At 69.1% G+C, this 15,006-nt stretch carries 15 protein-coding genes; 6 read left to right on the forward strand and 9 right to left on the reverse strand.

The features are described from left to right. Positions 1-18 precede the first annotated feature (18 nt). The 5 genes from Q9R19_RS07695 to Q9R19_RS07715 all read left to right on the forward strand — a co-directional run bounded on the left by Q9R19_RS07695 (position 19) and on the right by Q9R19_RS07715 (position 4,848). Positions 19-849 (forward strand): cytochrome c, encoded by an 831-nt coding sequence (locus Q9R19_RS07695; RefSeq protein WP_311255724.1) that lies wholly within the window; start codon positions 19-21, stop codon positions 847-849. A 36-nt stretch (positions 850-885) separates the two neighbouring features. After that, positions 886-1,962, forward strand: a complete 1,077-nt coding sequence (locus Q9R19_RS07700; RefSeq protein WP_311255725.1) for a Rieske 2Fe-2S domain-containing protein — start codon at positions 886-888, stop codon at positions 1,960-1,962. Further along, positions 1,959-3,779 carry a cytochrome bc complex cytochrome b subunit gene (locus Q9R19_RS07705; RefSeq protein WP_311255726.1) on the forward strand — a complete coding sequence of 607 codons (1,821 nt, stop codon included), beginning with the start codon at positions 1,959-1,961 and terminating at the stop codon, positions 3,777-3,779. The genes Q9R19_RS07700 and Q9R19_RS07705 overlap by 4 nt, the downstream gene beginning before the upstream one ends. 158 nt (positions 3,780-3,937) lie before the next feature. Continuing rightward, on the forward strand, positions 3,938-4,522 hold the full coding sequence (locus Q9R19_RS07710) for a GNAT family N-acetyltransferase (RefSeq protein WP_311255897.1): 585 nt from the start codon (positions 3,938-3,940) through the stop codon (positions 4,520-4,522). Continuing rightward, positions 4,432-4,848, forward strand: coding sequence for a rhodanese-like domain-containing protein (locus Q9R19_RS07715; protein ID WP_311255727.1), 417 nt, complete (start codon positions 4,432-4,434; stop codon positions 4,846-4,848). Before Q9R19_RS07710 ends, Q9R19_RS07715 begins: the two co-directional genes overlap by 91 nt. Before the next feature lie 142 nt (positions 4,849-4,990). Here Q9R19_RS07715 and Q9R19_RS07720 read toward each other — a convergent pair whose 3' ends face one another. The 5 genes from Q9R19_RS07720 to Q9R19_RS07740 form a co-directional block, all read right to left on the reverse strand. Further along, on the reverse strand, positions 4,991-5,413 hold the full coding sequence (locus Q9R19_RS07720; protein WP_311255728.1) for a cytochrome c oxidase subunit 4: 423 nt from the start codon (positions 5,411-5,413) through the stop codon (positions 4,991-4,993). 3 nt (positions 5,414-5,416) lie between these two features. After that, complete coding sequence (ctaD, locus tag Q9R19_RS07725) at positions 5,417-7,141, reverse strand: cytochrome c oxidase subunit I (RefSeq protein WP_311255729.1); 1,725 nt, start codon at positions 7,139-7,141, stop codon at positions 5,417-5,419. A gap of 3 nt (positions 7,142-7,144) precedes the next feature. After that, positions 7,145-8,047, reverse strand: coding sequence for a cytochrome c oxidase subunit II (gene coxB, locus Q9R19_RS07730; protein WP_311255730.1), 903 nt, complete (start codon positions 8,045-8,047; stop codon positions 7,145-7,147). A gap of 90 nt (positions 8,048-8,137) precedes the next feature. Continuing rightward, positions 8,138-8,500: an iron-sulfur cluster insertion protein ErpA gene (gene erpA / locus Q9R19_RS07735; RefSeq protein ID WP_311255731.1), complete on the reverse strand. Its 363-nt coding sequence runs from the start codon at positions 8,498-8,500 to the stop codon at positions 8,138-8,140. Positions 8,501-8,602: 102 nt separating this feature from the next. Continuing rightward, positions 8,603-10,018 (reverse strand): dipeptidase, encoded by a 1,416-nt coding sequence (locus tag Q9R19_RS07740; protein WP_311255732.1) that lies wholly within the window; start codon positions 10,016-10,018, stop codon positions 8,603-8,605. A gap of 45 nt (positions 10,019-10,063) precedes the next feature. On the opposite strand from Q9R19_RS07740, the gene Q9R19_RS07745 reads away from it, so the two are divergent. Then, positions 10,064-10,627, forward strand: a complete 564-nt coding sequence (locus Q9R19_RS07745; RefSeq protein WP_311255733.1) for a DUF3043 domain-containing protein — start codon at positions 10,064-10,066, stop codon at positions 10,625-10,627. A gap of 42 nt (positions 10,628-10,669) precedes the next feature. Here Q9R19_RS07745 and Q9R19_RS07750 read toward each other — a convergent pair whose 3' ends face one another. Genes Q9R19_RS07750 through Q9R19_RS07765 form a run of 4 tightly spaced genes read right to left on the reverse strand, consistent with a single transcriptional unit; the run spans position 10,670 to position 14,979 of the window. After that, the gene (locus tag Q9R19_RS07750; protein ID WP_311255734.1) at positions 10,670-11,689 is read right to left on the reverse strand and encodes a quinone-dependent dihydroorotate dehydrogenase; all 1,020 of its coding nucleotides are present in this window, start codon (positions 11,687-11,689) and stop codon (positions 10,670-10,672) included. A gap of 10 nt (positions 11,690-11,699) precedes the next feature. After that, positions 11,700-12,176, reverse strand: a complete 477-nt coding sequence (gene nrdR, locus Q9R19_RS07755; protein ID WP_311255735.1) for a transcriptional regulator NrdR — start codon at positions 12,174-12,176, stop codon at positions 11,700-11,702. An 11-nt stretch (positions 12,177-12,187) separates the two neighbouring features. Continuing rightward, entirely contained in the window at positions 12,188-13,474 is a 1,287-nt protein-coding gene (gene hisD / locus Q9R19_RS07760) for a histidinol dehydrogenase (protein WP_311255736.1), read from the reverse strand. A 50-nt stretch (positions 13,475-13,524) separates the two neighbouring features. Further along, on the reverse strand, positions 13,525-14,979 hold the full coding sequence (locus Q9R19_RS07765) for a hypothetical protein (RefSeq protein ID WP_311255737.1): 1,455 nt from the start codon (positions 14,977-14,979) through the stop codon (positions 13,525-13,527). Between the last annotated feature and the right edge of the window lie 27 nt (positions 14,980-15,006).

The raw sequence follows: 15,006 nt of genomic DNA on the forward strand, positions 1-15,006 counted from the left end.
GCGGAGCGTTTTTCTGAAATGGCACGAGAGAAGAAGCGTCGCTCGCGCGGCCGCCGCAGTCCCTTCGCCGCAGCGGCGCTGATCGGAGCCGGCCTGCTGCTGACCGGTGGCGTCTACGCCGGCGCGACCGCCGCGATGGCATCGACCGACACCCAGACCAGCGCCACTGCTGAGCTGACCGCGGCCGACGGCCAGAAGCTGTTCAACGCCAACTGCGCCACCTGCCACGGCATGGATCTGCAGGGCACCACCGAGGGCCCCAGCCTGATCGGCGTGGGCGAGCTGGCCGTCGAGTTCCAGATGGCGACCGGCCGCATGCCGCTGCAGATGCAGGGTCCGCAGGCTCCGCAGAAGCACCCGCAGTTCACCGAGGCTCAGATCCGCGCCGTGGCCGCCTACGTGCAGTCCGCAGCCCCGGGCCCGACCTACCCCGAGGGCTGGGTCACCGACGGCGAGACGAACCCGGACGACTCCTCCGATGAGGTCAGCCTGTCCAAGGGCGCGGAGCTGTTCCGCATCAACTGCGCGATGTGCCACAACGTCGCCGCGGCCGGCGGCGCCCTCACCGAGGGCAAGTACGCTCCCGCGCTGACCTCCACCAGCGCACTGCACATCTACGCGGCCATGGTCACCGGCCCGCAGAACATGCCGGTGTTCGGCGATATGAACCTGAGCGACGAGGACAAGCGCGACATCATCGCCGCCCTCGTCTACCAGCAGAACGAGGTGCAGGTCGGCGGCTTCACGCTCGGCTCCCTGGGCCCCGTCTCCGAGGGCCTGTTCATCTGGATCTTCGGCATCGGCGCTCTCGTCGCCCTCACCGTGTGGATCACGGCGAAGTCCAACTGACGCACTTTCATCGACGAATCACGTACGAGGAGCACCATGGCACACGACGACGACACGCAGGCTCTGGAACGGGCCTACCAGCCCTCACCGGGGCTGGGCGTCGCAGTCAGCGATCCCGCTGTGAACCCGGGACTGCCGCCGCACCGTCAGCGCATGACGGACAAGGATCCGAAGGCCGAGCGGACCGCAGCGCGCACCGTCTACACGCTGTTCTACCTGTCGCTCGCGGGCAGCATCTGGGCCGTCGCGGCGTACATGCTGTTCCCGATCGAGTCGGGCGCGCTCATCGATGTGCGCTACAACAACATGTTCATCGGGCTCGGCATCGCGCTCGCCCTGTTGAGCATCGGCATCGGCGCGATCCACTGGTCCAAGTCGCTGATGAGCGACAAGGAGTTCGTCGAGCACCGTCATCCCACCCGCGGTCGCGACAGCGTCCGCGAGGCATCCGTCCAGGCGTTCGCGGACGCCAACGAGGAGTCGGGCTTCGGCCGCCGCGTGCTGATCCGCAACTCGATGATCGCCGCAGTGGTGGCATCGATCGTCCCTGGGGTCACCCTGTTCCGCGGACTGGCGCCGTTCAACACCGAGGACGATCCGATAGCCGGTGACCCGGTGGCCCTGCTGCAGCACACGATGTGGAAGAAGGGCACCCGCCTGGTCCACGACTCCGAGGGCACGCCGATCCGCGCCGCCGACGTCACGCTCGGCTCCGCCGTGCACGTGATCCCCGAGGGCCTGAACGAGCTCGGCCACGAGGGCGGCCTGCTGGAGGAGAAGGCGAAGGCCATCGTGCTCCTGATGCGCCTGCGCCCCGAGGACCTGATCGAGTCCGAGGAGCGCAAGACGTGGTCGTACAACGGCATCGTCGCCTACTCGAAGGTGTGCACCCACGTCGGCTGCCCGGTGGCGCTGTACGAGCAGCAGACGCACCACCTGCTGTGCCCGTGCCACCAGTCGCAGTTCGACGTCACCGACCACGCGAAGGTCATCTTCGGGCCGGCCTCGCGCCCGCTGCCTCAGCTGCCGATCACGGTCGACGACGAGGGCTACCTCATCGCGCAGAGCGATTTCCAAGAACCTGTCGGCCCGAGCTTCTGGGAGCGTCATTGAGCACCGCAACTCCTCACGAGGACACCAAGCCCGCTGAGACGCGCGACAAGCCCCTCGGGGGCCGCTTCCTGGCCGGCACCGCCAACTACCTCGACGAGCGCACGAGCCTGTCCGGCTTCGTCAAGGAGCTCGGTCGCAAGATCTTCCCCGACCACTGGTCGTTCATGCTCGGTGAGATCGCGCTGTGGAGCTTCGTCGTCGTCTTCCTGTCGGGGACGTTCCTGACGTTCTTCTTCCAGGCTTCGATGGTGCCCACGCACTACACCGGTGCCTACGAGCCGATGCGCGGCATCGAGATGTCGGCCGCACTCGAGTCGACCCTGCACATCTCGTTCGATCTGCGCGGTGGCCTGCTGGTGCGCCAGATCCACCACTGGGCCGCGCTGGTCTTCGTCGCCGGCATCGGCATCCACATGCTGCGCGTGTTCTTCACGGGCGCGTTCCGCAAGCCGCGCGAGCTGAACTGGGTGATCGGCTTCGTGCTGTTCATCCTGGCGATGGCCGAGGGCTTCACGGGATACTCGCTGCCGGACGACCTGCTCTCGGGCAACGGCCTGCGCATCATCGACGGCATGATCAAGGGCATTCCGCTGATCGGCACCTGGACCTCGTTCCTGATCTTCGGCGGCGAATTCCCCGGCTCCGACATCGTCGGCCGGCTGTACACGATGCACATCCTGCTGCTGCCGCTGCTGGTGATCGCGTTCGTCGCGCTGCACCTGATGCTGATGGTCATCAACAAGCACACCCAGTTCGCCGGCCCCGGCCGTTCGAACGACAACGTCGTCGGCTACCCGATGATGCCGGTGTACATGTCCAAGATGGGCGGCTTCCTGTTCATCGTGTTCGGCACGATCGTGCTGATAGCGACCTTCTTCCAGATCAACCCGATCTGGAACTACGGCCCGTACGATCCCTCGCCGGTCTCGGCGGGAACTCAGCCCGACTGGTACATCGGCTTCGCCGACGGCGCCCTGCGTCTGGCTCCCCCGCACCTGGATGTGCCGCTCGGCCCGTTCACGCTGTCGCTCGGCATCCTGATCCCGGTCGCCGTGCTGGGTCTGTTCATCGTCGTCGTGGCGCTGTACCCGTTCATCGAGGCGTGGGTCACCGGCGACAAGCGCGAGCATCACATCGCCGACCGTCCGCGCAACGCCGCCACGCGCACGGCGATCGGCGTCGCGGGCGTGATCTTCTACGCGGTGCTGTGGGCCGCGGCCTCGTCCGACCTCATCGCGACGCACTTCATGCTCACGATGGAGGGCGTGATCCACACCCTCCAGGCGCTGCTGTTCATCGGACCGGTGCTCGGGTACTTCGTCACCAAGCGCATCTGCATCGCGCTGCAGAAGAAGGACCGCGAGATCGTGCTGCACGGCTACGAGTCCGGTCGCATCGTGCGCCTGCCGGGCGGCGAGTTCATCGAGGTGCACCAGCCGGTCGACGTCTACGACCGGTGGAAGCTGATCGACTACGAGAACTACGAGCCCCTCGTTGTGCGTCCCAACGCCAAGGGCCGCATCCCGTGGCACGAGAACCTGCGCTCCGCGCTCTCGCGCTGGTTCTTCGAGGACCGTCTCCAGCCCCTCACCCAGGCTCAGCTGGATGAGGCCGACGCGCACCAGCAGCACGCTCTCGCGCACGACGCCGAGATCGAGGCCGAGGAGATCGCCGGTGCGCACGCACGCGCGGGCGTGACCTCCGACGATGAGATCCAGGCTGCGGACCCGACGGTCGGCGAGACGCCGAACACGCCGAGCTCCGTGATCGCGAAGGATCCGGAGCCGCGCAAGCGCACGTCGGAGGACGGCGAGTAAGCACCGCCGCTCCCCCAGCTGAGGGCCTCGTCCACCCGGACGGGGCCCTCAGCCGTCCGCCCACACGTCAGTACGCTGGAGGCATGCCCTTCCGCATCCGCGCCGCGCTGCCCGGCGATGCCGCCCCGATCGAGCAGATCGAGGTCGAGGCCGATCGGATGCTGGTCGACAGATTCCAGGCGCACTGCTGGCCGGCACCCGATGCCGGCACCGAACGTCTCGCGCAGCCGGGCTTCCTGCTCGTGGGTGATCCGGATGACGCGGCGGCCCGGCTCGCGCCAGTGGGATTCGTTCACGTGCTCGAGATCGAGGGTCACGCCCACCTCGAGCAGGTCTCGGTCCTCCCCCGCTTCACGGGGCGAGGACTGGGGCGGATGCTGGTGAACGCGGCGCTGGCGCAGGCGAGGTCGCGCGGTCATCAGGAGATCACACTGCGCACTTACGCGGATGTGCCCTGGAACGCTCCGTTCTACGCCTCCTGCGGCTTCGCTGTGACCGAGCCCCCGCACCCCCTTCCTGCAGCGGCTGGTGGACGTGGAGGCCGACCTCGGACTCGCGAGGCACGGCCGGCGCGTGCAGATGACCGCGCAGCTGTCTCCGCTCGTCGGGTAACGTTCCACGACGGCGGGCACGCACGGCGTAGCCTGTGCGTATGGACCGCACCGCATTCTTCGAAGCCAAGCTCGCCTGCGAGACGGACGCCAGCGACCTGTACGCCACGCAGAAGGCGGGCAGCGCTGTGACCGTCATCGATGTCCGCACGGACGAGGCCTGGGCGCAGGGTCGCGTTCCTGGAGCCGTGCACATGCATTACCGCGAGATCGCCGAGCGTGCTGCGAAGGAGATCCCGGCCGGTTCCGAGGTCGTCGTCTACTGCTGGAGCCCCGGCTGCAATGCGGGGGCCAAGGGCGCGCTGGAGTTCGCGAAGCTCGGCTACGCCGTGCGTGAGCTGATCGGCGGTTTCGAGTACTGGGTGCGCCAGGGATTCCCGATCGAGGATCACGACGGCATCCATCGCCGCCCGATCGACCCGCTCACCAACATCCCGCGCGTGCGGACCCACGCGTGACCTGAGCTGCACCACGTTCGCGGGTCCCATCTTGCGGCCTCGAACGCCCGCGAGGCCGCGAATCGGGACCCGCGAAACGCTCGTGTCACGCAGAAGGGGCCTTCCGGTCGAATCCGGAAGGCCCCTTCTGCACGTTCTCAGCTCAGCGCGCGAAGTGTCCGCGGTAGTACTCGTAGACCCAGCCGACGATCGCGACCAGGAAGATCGCCACGCCGATCGGAAGCAGGAACTCGCCGACCGCCAGGCCGATCAGGAAGACCGCGGCGGAACCGGCCAGCACGAGCGGCCACCAGGACCACGGGCTGAACTCGCCGAGCTCGGGGTCGCCGTCATCGATGTCGGCGGTCAGCACGTCCTCGGGAAGCTCGCCGCCCTGCGCCTTGTAGGTCTTGCGCAGGTACACGGCGATCATCGCGCCCATGAACGCGACGAAGAGCAGTGCGACCGTGCCGACCCACTCCACCCTGCCGTGGTACTCGTCCACCAGGCTCCACAGCGTGTAGACGGCCGACATCACGAGGAAGAAGCCGGTGATGACCCACCAGACGACGATATTGCTGCGCATGGGTTACTTGACCTCTCCGGCTGCGGCACCGACGGGCTGCTCGGCGGCCTCGGGGTGGTTCAGATCGAACGCGGGGCGCTCGCTGCGAATGCGGGGAATCGACGTGAAGTTGTGTCGTGGCGGCGGGCACGAGGTCGCCCACTCGAGCGAGGCGCCGTAGCCCCACGGGTCGTCGACGGTCACCTTCGGCGCCTTGCGCGCCGTGATCCAGACGTTCAGGAAGAACGGCAGCATCGACGCACCGAGCAGGACGGCGCCGATCGTGGACACCTGGTTGCCCCACTCCCAGCCGTCATAGGTGGCGTAGTCGGCGTAGCGGCGCGGCATGCCGTCCACGCCCAGCCAGTGCTGCACGAGGAACGTCATGTGGAACCCGATGAACAGCATCCAGAAGTGGATGTAGCCGAGGCGCTCGTTCAGCATCCGTCCGGTCCACTTCGGCCACCAGAAGTAGAAGCCCGCGAACATCGCGAACACCACGGTTCCGAACACCACGTAGTGGAAGTGCGCCACGACGAAGTAGGTGTCGGTGACGTGGAAGTCCAGCGGCGGCGAGGCCAGGATGACGCCCGTCAGTCCGCCGAACACGAAGGAGGTCAGGAAGCCCAGCGAGAACACCATCGGCGTCTCGAAGGTGATCGAGCCCCGCCACATCGTGCCGATCCAGTTGAAGATCTTCACGCCTGTCGGCACGGCGATGAGCATGGTCATCAGCGAGAAGAAGGGCAGCAGCACACCGCCGGTGGCGTACATGTGGTGCGCCCACACGGCGACCGACAGTGCAGCGATCGAGATGGTCGCGTAGACGAGGGTCTTGTACCCGAAGATCGGCTTGCGGCTGAAGACCGGGAAGACCTCGGAGACGATGCCGAAGAACGGCAGGGCGATGATGTACACCTCGGGGTGCCCGAAGAACCAGAACAGGTGCTGCCACAGCAGCACGCCGCCGTTGGCGGGGTCGTACACGTGCGAGCCCAGTACGCGATCCGCGGCGGCCGCGAACATGGCGGCGGCGAGCACCGGGAACGCCATCAGGATCAGCAGGCTGGTGATCAGCGTGTTCCACGAGAAGATCGGCATGCGCCACATGGTCATGCCGGGTGCGCGCATCGTGATGACGGTGGTGATGAAGTTCACCGCACCCAGGATGGTTCCGAAACCGGACATGCCCAGTCCCAGCATCCAGAGGTTGCCACCGGCGCCCGGCGAGAACGTCGCGCTCGCGAGGGGCTGGTAGGCGAACCAGCCGAAGGCTGCGGCGCCCTGCGGGGTCAGGAACCCGGCGACCGCGATGGTCGAGCCGAACAGGAACAGCCAGAAGGCGAACGCGTTCAGACGCGGGAACGCCACATCGGGGGCGCCGATCTGCAGCGGCAGGATCGCGTTGGCGAAGCCGGCGAACAGCGGCGTCGCGAACATCAGCAGCATGATCGTGCCGTGCATCGTGAAGAGCTGGTTGTACTGCTCCTTGGTGGGCACGATCTGCATGCCCGGCGCGAACAGCTCCGCACGGATGATCAGCGCCATCACGCCGCCGAGCAGGAAGAACAGCACCGAGGCGATCAGGTACATGTACCCGATGGTCTTGTGGTCGGTGGAGGTGATCCACTTGACGACGATGTTGCCCTTCTGCTCCACGCGAGTGGAGGAGAGCAGCGCGGCCTGCCGGGGCGGGATCGTCGTGGGCCGCGCGCCCTGAAGCATGTTGGGTTCGGCTGTCGTGGTCATGACTTACTTCTCTTCCTCGTCGCCCGTGCTCGCGGCGCCGGTGCCCGGGAGATTGCCGAGACGATCGTAGGCATCGGTGATGTCTCCGGTGTTGCCCTCGTCGCGCAGCGTCTGCAGATACGCGTCGTAGTCGGACTGCGAGACGACCTTGACGTTGAACAGCATCATCGAGTGGTACTCGCCGCAGAGCTCGGCGCACTTGCCGTCGTACTCGCCGATGCGAGTGGGGATGAACGACCAGCTGTTGTCCTTCCCGATGTACATGTCCTTCTTGTAGAGGAAGTCGATGATCCAGAAGGAGTGGATGACGTCGCGAGAGCGCAGGTCGATCGTGACCTTCTGGTCGACGGGCAGCACCAGCGTGGGCAGCTTGTCGCGGTCGATGTCGCCGTTGGCGTCGGGATCGGCCTGCACGCCCATGGTCCAGACGGCGTCGGAGTTGTCCTCCTCATCGCCGTCGTACTGGAAGTCCCACGCCCACTGCTTGGCGATCGCCGTGATCTCGACGTCGGGGTCGGCCCAGGGACGCTCGATCTCGGCCTGGTCCTTCGCGGTGAAGAAGAACATGCCCATGATCAGGATCAGCGGCACGACCGTGTAGAGGATCTCGATCGGCATGTTGTAGCGCAGCTGTACGGGCAGCCCGGTCTGACCCGCGCGACGGCGGTACATGACGAGCGCCCAGCCCATCAGGCCCCACGTGACGATGCCGACGAGCAGCAGGATGACCCAGGAGGTGACCCACAGTCCCTCGACCCGGTCGGTCTGGTTCGTCGCAGACTTCGCGCCCTCCACGAAGCCGGGGAGGAATCCGTGGGTCTGGGTGGCAGTACATCCTGCCAGGGCCACGGCTACCGCTACTCCCAGGGGGAGCGCGGCCCAACGAAGGCGGCGTTTCGAGGGCACGATGCACCTTTCAGATCTCGGACAGGAGCATCCCCAAGTCTAGGGCAAGCTCACACCTGATTCATGCCAACCACGCAGGTCGGCGGGGCGTCAGTGGAAGCTGTCGCCGCACGCGCAGCTGCCTGCGGCGTTGGGATTGTCGATCGTGAAGCCCTGCTCGGAGATGGTGTCCTTGAAGTCGATCGAGGCGCCCTCCAGGTAGGGGATGCTCATGTTGTCGACGATGACCTCGACCCCGTCGAAGTCCACCGTCTCGTCGCCCTCGAGGAAGCGCTCGTCGAAGTAGAGCTGGTAGATCAGGCCCGAGCATCCCCCGGGCTGCACGGCGACGCGCAGGCGCAGGTCGTCGCGTCCCTCCTGCTCGAGCAGGCTCTTGACCTTCTGCGCGGCGGCGTCCGTCAGCGCGACGCTGTGGGCGGCGGTGGTCTCTTCGGTCAGCGTGGTGTCGCTCATGTCACTCCTTGCAGACGTGCAGCGCGGACGGCTGCTCCTCAGCTTCGAGTCTACCGCCGGCGTGCGCGCGGAGGGTCCCTTCCGCGCGCAGGCGGTGCCGGGTCAGGATGCCGCCGTGCGGGCGTTCATGCGGGCCAGAAGCAGCGCCTCGGCCCGCACCGCATTGCGGAACGTCTGCAGGTGCAGGGACTCGTTCGGGCTGTGCGCGCGCGAATGCGGGTCCTCCACGCCGGTGACCAGGATCTGCGCGCCGGGGAACTCGCGCACCAGGTCGGCGATGAAGGGGATGGATCCGCCGACGCCCAGATCGACGGGGTCGGTGCCGTATCCGTCGGCCATCGCGCCGCGGGTCAGCTCGACGGCCCAGCCGCCGGTGTCGACGAGGAATCCGTCGCCGAGGTCGACATCCGAGAAGATGAGCTCGGCGCCGTGGGGAGCATGCGCGCGCAGGTGGGCCTCGATCGCGGCGTACGCGTCGGCGGCATCCTGTCCCGGGGCGACGCGGGCGCTGATCACCACGCTCACCTCGGGCAGCAGGGTGTTCGAGGCCTGCGCGACGCCGGTGGCGTCGATCCCGGTGATGGTGATGGAGGGCTTGTTCCAGATGCGGCCGAGGATGTCGTCTCGTCCCACGGGCGAGACGCCGGCGAGCAGACCGGTCTCCTCGCGCAGGGTCTGCTCCGAGTAGGCGGGGGTCTCCCCCGGGCGCGAGGTCATCCCCTCGACGGCGACGGCGCCGTCGGCATCCCACAGCGTGGACAGCAGCGTGACCGCGGCCATCATCGCATCGGGCACCGCGCCGCCGAACATGCCGGAGTGCGAGGCGTGCTCGAGCGTGCGCACGCGCAGCGTGAAGCGCGCGTTGCCGCGCAGCGAGACCGTCAGCCCGGGCGTGGTGGAGTCGAGGTTCCCCGAGTCGGCGACGACGATGGCATCCGCCCGCAGCGCCTCGGCGTTGTCGCGAAGGAAGCGGGCGAAGGAGCGCGACCCGTACTCCTCCTCCCCTTCGATGAACAGGGCGACGCCCAGATCGAGATCGTCGCCGAGCACCTCGGCCACCGCGCGCAGGGAGGCGATGTGCGCCATGATGCCCGCCTTGTCGTCGGCTGCGCCCCGTCCGTACAGCCGCCCGTCGCGGACGGTCGGCTCGAACGGCGGGGTGTCCCACAGCGCGTCGTCGCCGGGAGGCTGCACATCGTGGTGGGCGTACAGCAGGATGGTCGGCTTGCCGCGCCGCGCGGCACGGGTGGCCAGCACTGCGGGCTGGCCGAGCTCCTCGGTGTCGTCGACGTGCGCGCGCAGCACGCGCACCTCGTCGAACACGCCCGTGCCGCGGGCGAGTTCCGCCACCGCCTGCGCGCTGCGCTCCAGCTGCGTCTGATCGAACGCGGGCCAGGCGATCCCGGGGATGCGCACGAGCATGCCCAGATCGTCGAGGGCCGCGGGGATGCCCAGCGCGACCGTTTCGAGGAGAGCGGATTCGGATGCCGGCGAAGCCGACGCTGCTGACGAGGTCATGCGAGTAATCTTAAGGGCGAACCCGATTCCGAACTGAGGTCGAACGTGCCCAAGCCCACCCCCGCCGCCAACGACGACGCCACTGAGACGCCCATCGTGGGCAAGGGGCGCGCGACGCCGACGCGAGCCGAGCGCGAGGCGGCCAACCGCCGCCCCCTGGTCGCGAACACGAAGGAGGCGCGGGCCGCCGCGAAGGCGGATCTGCAGGCGCGTCGCGAGCGCGCCCGCATCGGCATGGAGAACGGCGAGGACCGCTATCTGCCCGCCCGCGACAAGGGCCCGCAGCGTCGTTGGGTGCGTGACTACGTCGATGCCGGCTGGCACGTCTCGGAGTGGGTCATGGCGGCCATGGTCGGCGTGATCGTGCTGAATCTCGTGCCGATCCCGTCGGTGCAGGTGTGGTCGTTCATCGTGCTGTGGGGCTACATCCTGCTGGCCGTGGTCGACATGGTGCTGCTCAGCACGCGCGTCAAGAAGAAGGTCGCCGCCAGGTTCGGCCCCGAGCGCCGCGAGCGCGGTCTCGGCTGGTACGCCGCGATGCGCGCGATGCAGATGCGCTTCATGCGCCTGCCCAAGCCGCAGGTCAAGCGCGGTCAGTACCCGGAGTGACCCCGCCTCGTCGGGCGCAGGTCCCGGCGGTCCGCGTGCTGCTCAGCGGCGCAGGCCCCGGTTGATCTGCCGGGCCCACAGCGGCCCGCGGTACAGGAACGCGGTGTAGCCCTGCACGAGGGTCGCGCCGGCATCCAGCAGCCGCTGCACATCGTCGGCGGTCTCCACGCCGCCGACCGCGATCACGCAGAAGTCGGCCGGGACGGCGGCCCTGACCACGCCGAGCACCTCGCGGGCGCGCTCCTTCAGCGGGGCGCCGGAGAGTCCCCCCGCACCGGCCGCCTCGACGACGGCGGGATCGGTGCGCAGCCCGTCACGGGAGATCGTGGTGTTGTGCGCGATGATGCCTGCGAGTCCCTCCGAAACCGCGAGCCGAGCGATCCCCGCGATCTCCTCGTCGGGCAGGTCGGGGGCGATCTTCACCAGCAGGGGCGTCTCGCCCGCGGCATCCTTCACCGCCCGCAGCAGGGGGGCGAGCGTCTCGACGGCCTGCAAGCCGCGCAGCCCTGGCGTGTTCGGCGAGGACACGTTCACGGCCAGGTAGTCGGCCAGCGGAGCCAGCCTCGTCGCCGACGCCACGTAGTCGGCGATCGCGTGCTCGACGGGGACCACGCGGCTCTTGCCGATGTTCACGCCGACCACGGCGCGCGGCGCGCGGCGGCGCAGTGCTCTCAGGCGCCGCTCGGCGGCCTCGGCGCCCCTGTTGTTGAACCCCATCCGGTTGATCACGGCGCGGTCGGGCACCAGACGGAACAGCCTCGGTCTGGGGTTGCCGTCCTGCGGGATCGCGGTGACCGTGCCGACCTCGACGTGCCCGAAGCCCAGTGCATCCAGGCCCCGCACGCCGACGACGTTCTTGTCGAAGCCGGCCGCGACGCCGAACGGCGACGGGAAGGTCAGTCCGAGCGCGTGCACCTGCTGGCCGGCCGCGGGCGCGGTGAGGGCCCGTGCCGCCCAGGAGAGCGGCCGGACGCCGAGTGCGCGGATGACCGCCATGGCGGCGTGGTGCGCGAACTCCGGGTCCAGGCGCGCGAGGACGAGGCGGAAGAGGAGGGGATACATCCCTGCCAGGTTACCGGCTCGCAGGGTCCGCTCCGGTTCTGGCGTGATCGGCGCGCAGCTCGCTGATCGATCGCTCGAAGTCCTCGAGCGAGTCGAACTCCTGGTAGACGCTGGCGAAGCGCAGGTACGCGACCTCGTCCAGCTCGCGCAGCGGTCCCAGGATGGCGAGCCCGATCTCGTTGGTGTCCAGCTGCGAGACGCCGGTCTGGCGGACGGCCTCCTCGACCTTCTGCGCCAGCACGGCCAGGTCGGCCTCGGTCACCGGGCGTCCCTGGCAGGCCTTGCGCACCCCCGAGATCACCTTGTCGCGGCTGAAGGACTCCATCACGCCGGAGCGCTTGATGACCATCAGGCTGGCGGTCTCGGTGGTCGAGAAGCGACCGCCGCACTCCGGGCACTGCCGTCTGCGGCGGATCGACAGTCCGTCGTCGCTGGTGCGGGAGTCGATGACTCGGGAATCCGGATGCCGGCAGAAGGGGCAGTGCATGATGTCCCAGCCTACTCGGCGCTCTCCGCGGCGCTTCCTGTGCGCGTGAACCGCGCCTCGACGGCCTCGCCGTGCGCGGGAAGGAGCTCGGCGGCGGCCAATGCGACGACACCCGCGCGCACGTGCGCGAGCGCCTCGTGGTCGTACTCGATCACCTGCTGGGGACGCAGGAACGTGTATGCACCGAGCCCGGCGGCGTAGCGCGCCTGTCCCCCGGTGGGCAGCACGTGGTTGCTTCCCGCCATGTAGTCGCCCAGGCTGACAGGCGTCTGCGCGCCGACGAACACGGCGCCCGCGCTGGTGAACCGCGCGGCCGCCGCCGCTGCGTCCGCCAGGTGCAGCTCGAGGTGCTCGGGTGCGTAGGCGTTGCTGAACGCCTCGGCCATGGCGCGATCCTCGACCAGGACGATCGCGGACTGCGGACCGCCCAGCGCGGCGGCGACGCGTTCGACGTGCGCGGTGAGGGCGGCACGGGTCGAGACGCGCGCGGCCACGTCCTCGACGAGCGCGGCGGAGTCGGTGACGAGCACGGCCGATGCCTGCTCGTCGTGCTCCGCCTGACTGACCAGGTCTGCGGCGATGAGGTCAGGGTCGGCGTCGGCGTCGGCGACGATGAGGATCTCGGTCGCGCCGGCCTCGGAATCTGTGCCCACCGCGCCGGCGACCGCGCGCTTGGCGGAGGCGACGTAGTTGTTGCCCGGCCCCGTGACCACGTCGACGGGATCGAGGTCGAGTCCTGGAACGCCGTGCGCGAGCGCGCCGATGGCTCCGGCGCCGCCCATCGCGTAGACCTCGTCGATGCCGAGCAGAGCCGCGGCCGCGAGGATCGTCGGGTGCACACGACCGTCGTGGCCCGCCTGGGGCGGTGAGGCGAGCGCGATGCTCGTGACGCCGGCGACCTGCGCGGGGACGACATTCATGACCACGCTGGACGCCAGTGGCGCCTTGCCGCCGGGGATGTAGACGCCCGCTCTGGTGACGGGCTGCCAGCGCTGCGTGATGCGCGCGCCGGGGCCGAGCTCGGTCACCTGCGCGGCCGGCACCTGCGCCGCGGAACCGCGGCGCACGCGCTCGATGGCCGTCTCGAGGGCCGTGCGCACGCCGGAATCGAGCGTCGCTGCGGCCTCGGTCAGGTGCTCCGCGGGAACGCGGATGGCGTGGCCGGTCACGTGATCGAAGCGCTCGGCCTGGTCGCGCAGCGCGCTCTCGCCGTGGGAGCGCACGTCCTCGACGATGCGCGCGGCGGCGGCGAGCGCCTCGGCGCGCGCCTGCGCGGCGCGCGGGACGGCTGCGAGCATGTCCGCGGTGGAGAGGGTCCGCCCGCGAAGATCGATGGTGCGCACGTGTGTCAGCCCTTCGTGATGTCTGCGAGGTCGTGGAGGTAGCCGATCCGGCCGTCGTCGTGCCGGACCACGTAGGCGCCGCCGCGGTCCTCGATGACGAGGGTCCACGCGTCGGGTCCGATCCGGAACAGTGGATGCCCGTGCTCGTCCAGCACGTCCCGCTCGGTCCGCGCGAGAATCCAGAACGGCTGCGGATCGGCGTAGGTCGGCGGGGTCCGCTCGCTGCGGTTGCGCCGGAGCGGCGGCTCGCCTTCGGACGGAGGCGGGGCGGCGAACCGGTGCGGGTCGCTCTGCTGCTCTTCGCTGTGTTGAGCGTCGCTCTGTTGAGCGTGCTCGGCGAAGATCTCGTGCAGCGCCCCGATGGGATCGGTGTACGCCGTTCCCGCGTCCCGCGGCTCGGGATCGGCGGCGGGGCCGTCGACCTCCGGCACATCGTCGACGACCGCAGTATGGGCGGCGACAGCATCCCCCTCGGGCGTGCTCCCCTCGGGCGTGCTCCCCTCGGGCGTGCTCCCCTCGGGCATGCTCACCTCCGGCGCGCTCACGACGGAGGCCGGGGGCGGCGGGATCACATCGATCGCGCGGGTCGCGTCATCGTCCACCTCGAAGTCCGGGACCGGCTCGAAGCCGGAGGCCTGCTCGGTACCGGAAGCCTGCTCGGCGCCGGAAGTCTGCTCGGTGCCGGAAGTCTGCTCCGGAACGGGCATCTCGGCGGAGGCGGCGTGCTCGGCAGTGCGGGGCGGTGCGGGAAGAGGCTCGGCGGCCACCGTCAGACTCGTCTCGGCGACCGGTGCGACCGCAGCATCCACCGGGCCAGCGTCCGCCTGCCCAGCATCCACCTGCTCGTCATCGGCGACCGGCTGCTCCGGTCGCGGCCGGGGGATCACCGGGCGCACGGGGTTCGCGTTGCGATGCGCGAGAGTCTCCATCCGGCCGACGAAGTCCTCGCGCAACCCGGGAACGAGCGGCGCGAAGATCGTCGCCGCAACCAGCACGAGCAGCGCGACCAGGGCGACGATCGGCACCCAGCCGACGAGCAGCGTGCCCGCATCGAGAGTCGCCGCGACCTGACGCCACAGCAGCTGCGCCCACGCCGTCGCCGAGACCGCGGCGGCGACCGACGCGAACTGGTCGATCCCCAGTGAGCCCACCCGTCGGATCCCCTCGGGCGAGAATCGACGCAGCACGACGAGGAACACGGCCGCTGTCGGCAGGCCGATCGTCAGGATCCAGTCGATCCCGCGAGTCCAGACGGACGCTCCGAACGGTGACGCCGCGAAGAACGACACGGTGAAGGCCACGACCCAGGCGCCGACGATGATGAGCTCGCGCAACGTGAAGCCCAGGATGCCGTGCTCCGGCTGAACCTCGTCCTCGTAGTAGACAGCGTCCGCGTCGTACACCGAGTCGTCGGAGTCCGCCTGGTCGTCGGGTCCGGTGCCGGCAGCTGCGGTGCTCATCGAGCGGGATCCTCTCGTCTCTCGGTC

It is taken from the genome of Microbacterium sp. ARD32 (genome assembly GCF_031844385.1).
In the GTDB taxonomy this organism is placed as follows: Bacteria; Actinomycetota; Actinomycetes; order Actinomycetales; family Microbacteriaceae; genus Microbacterium.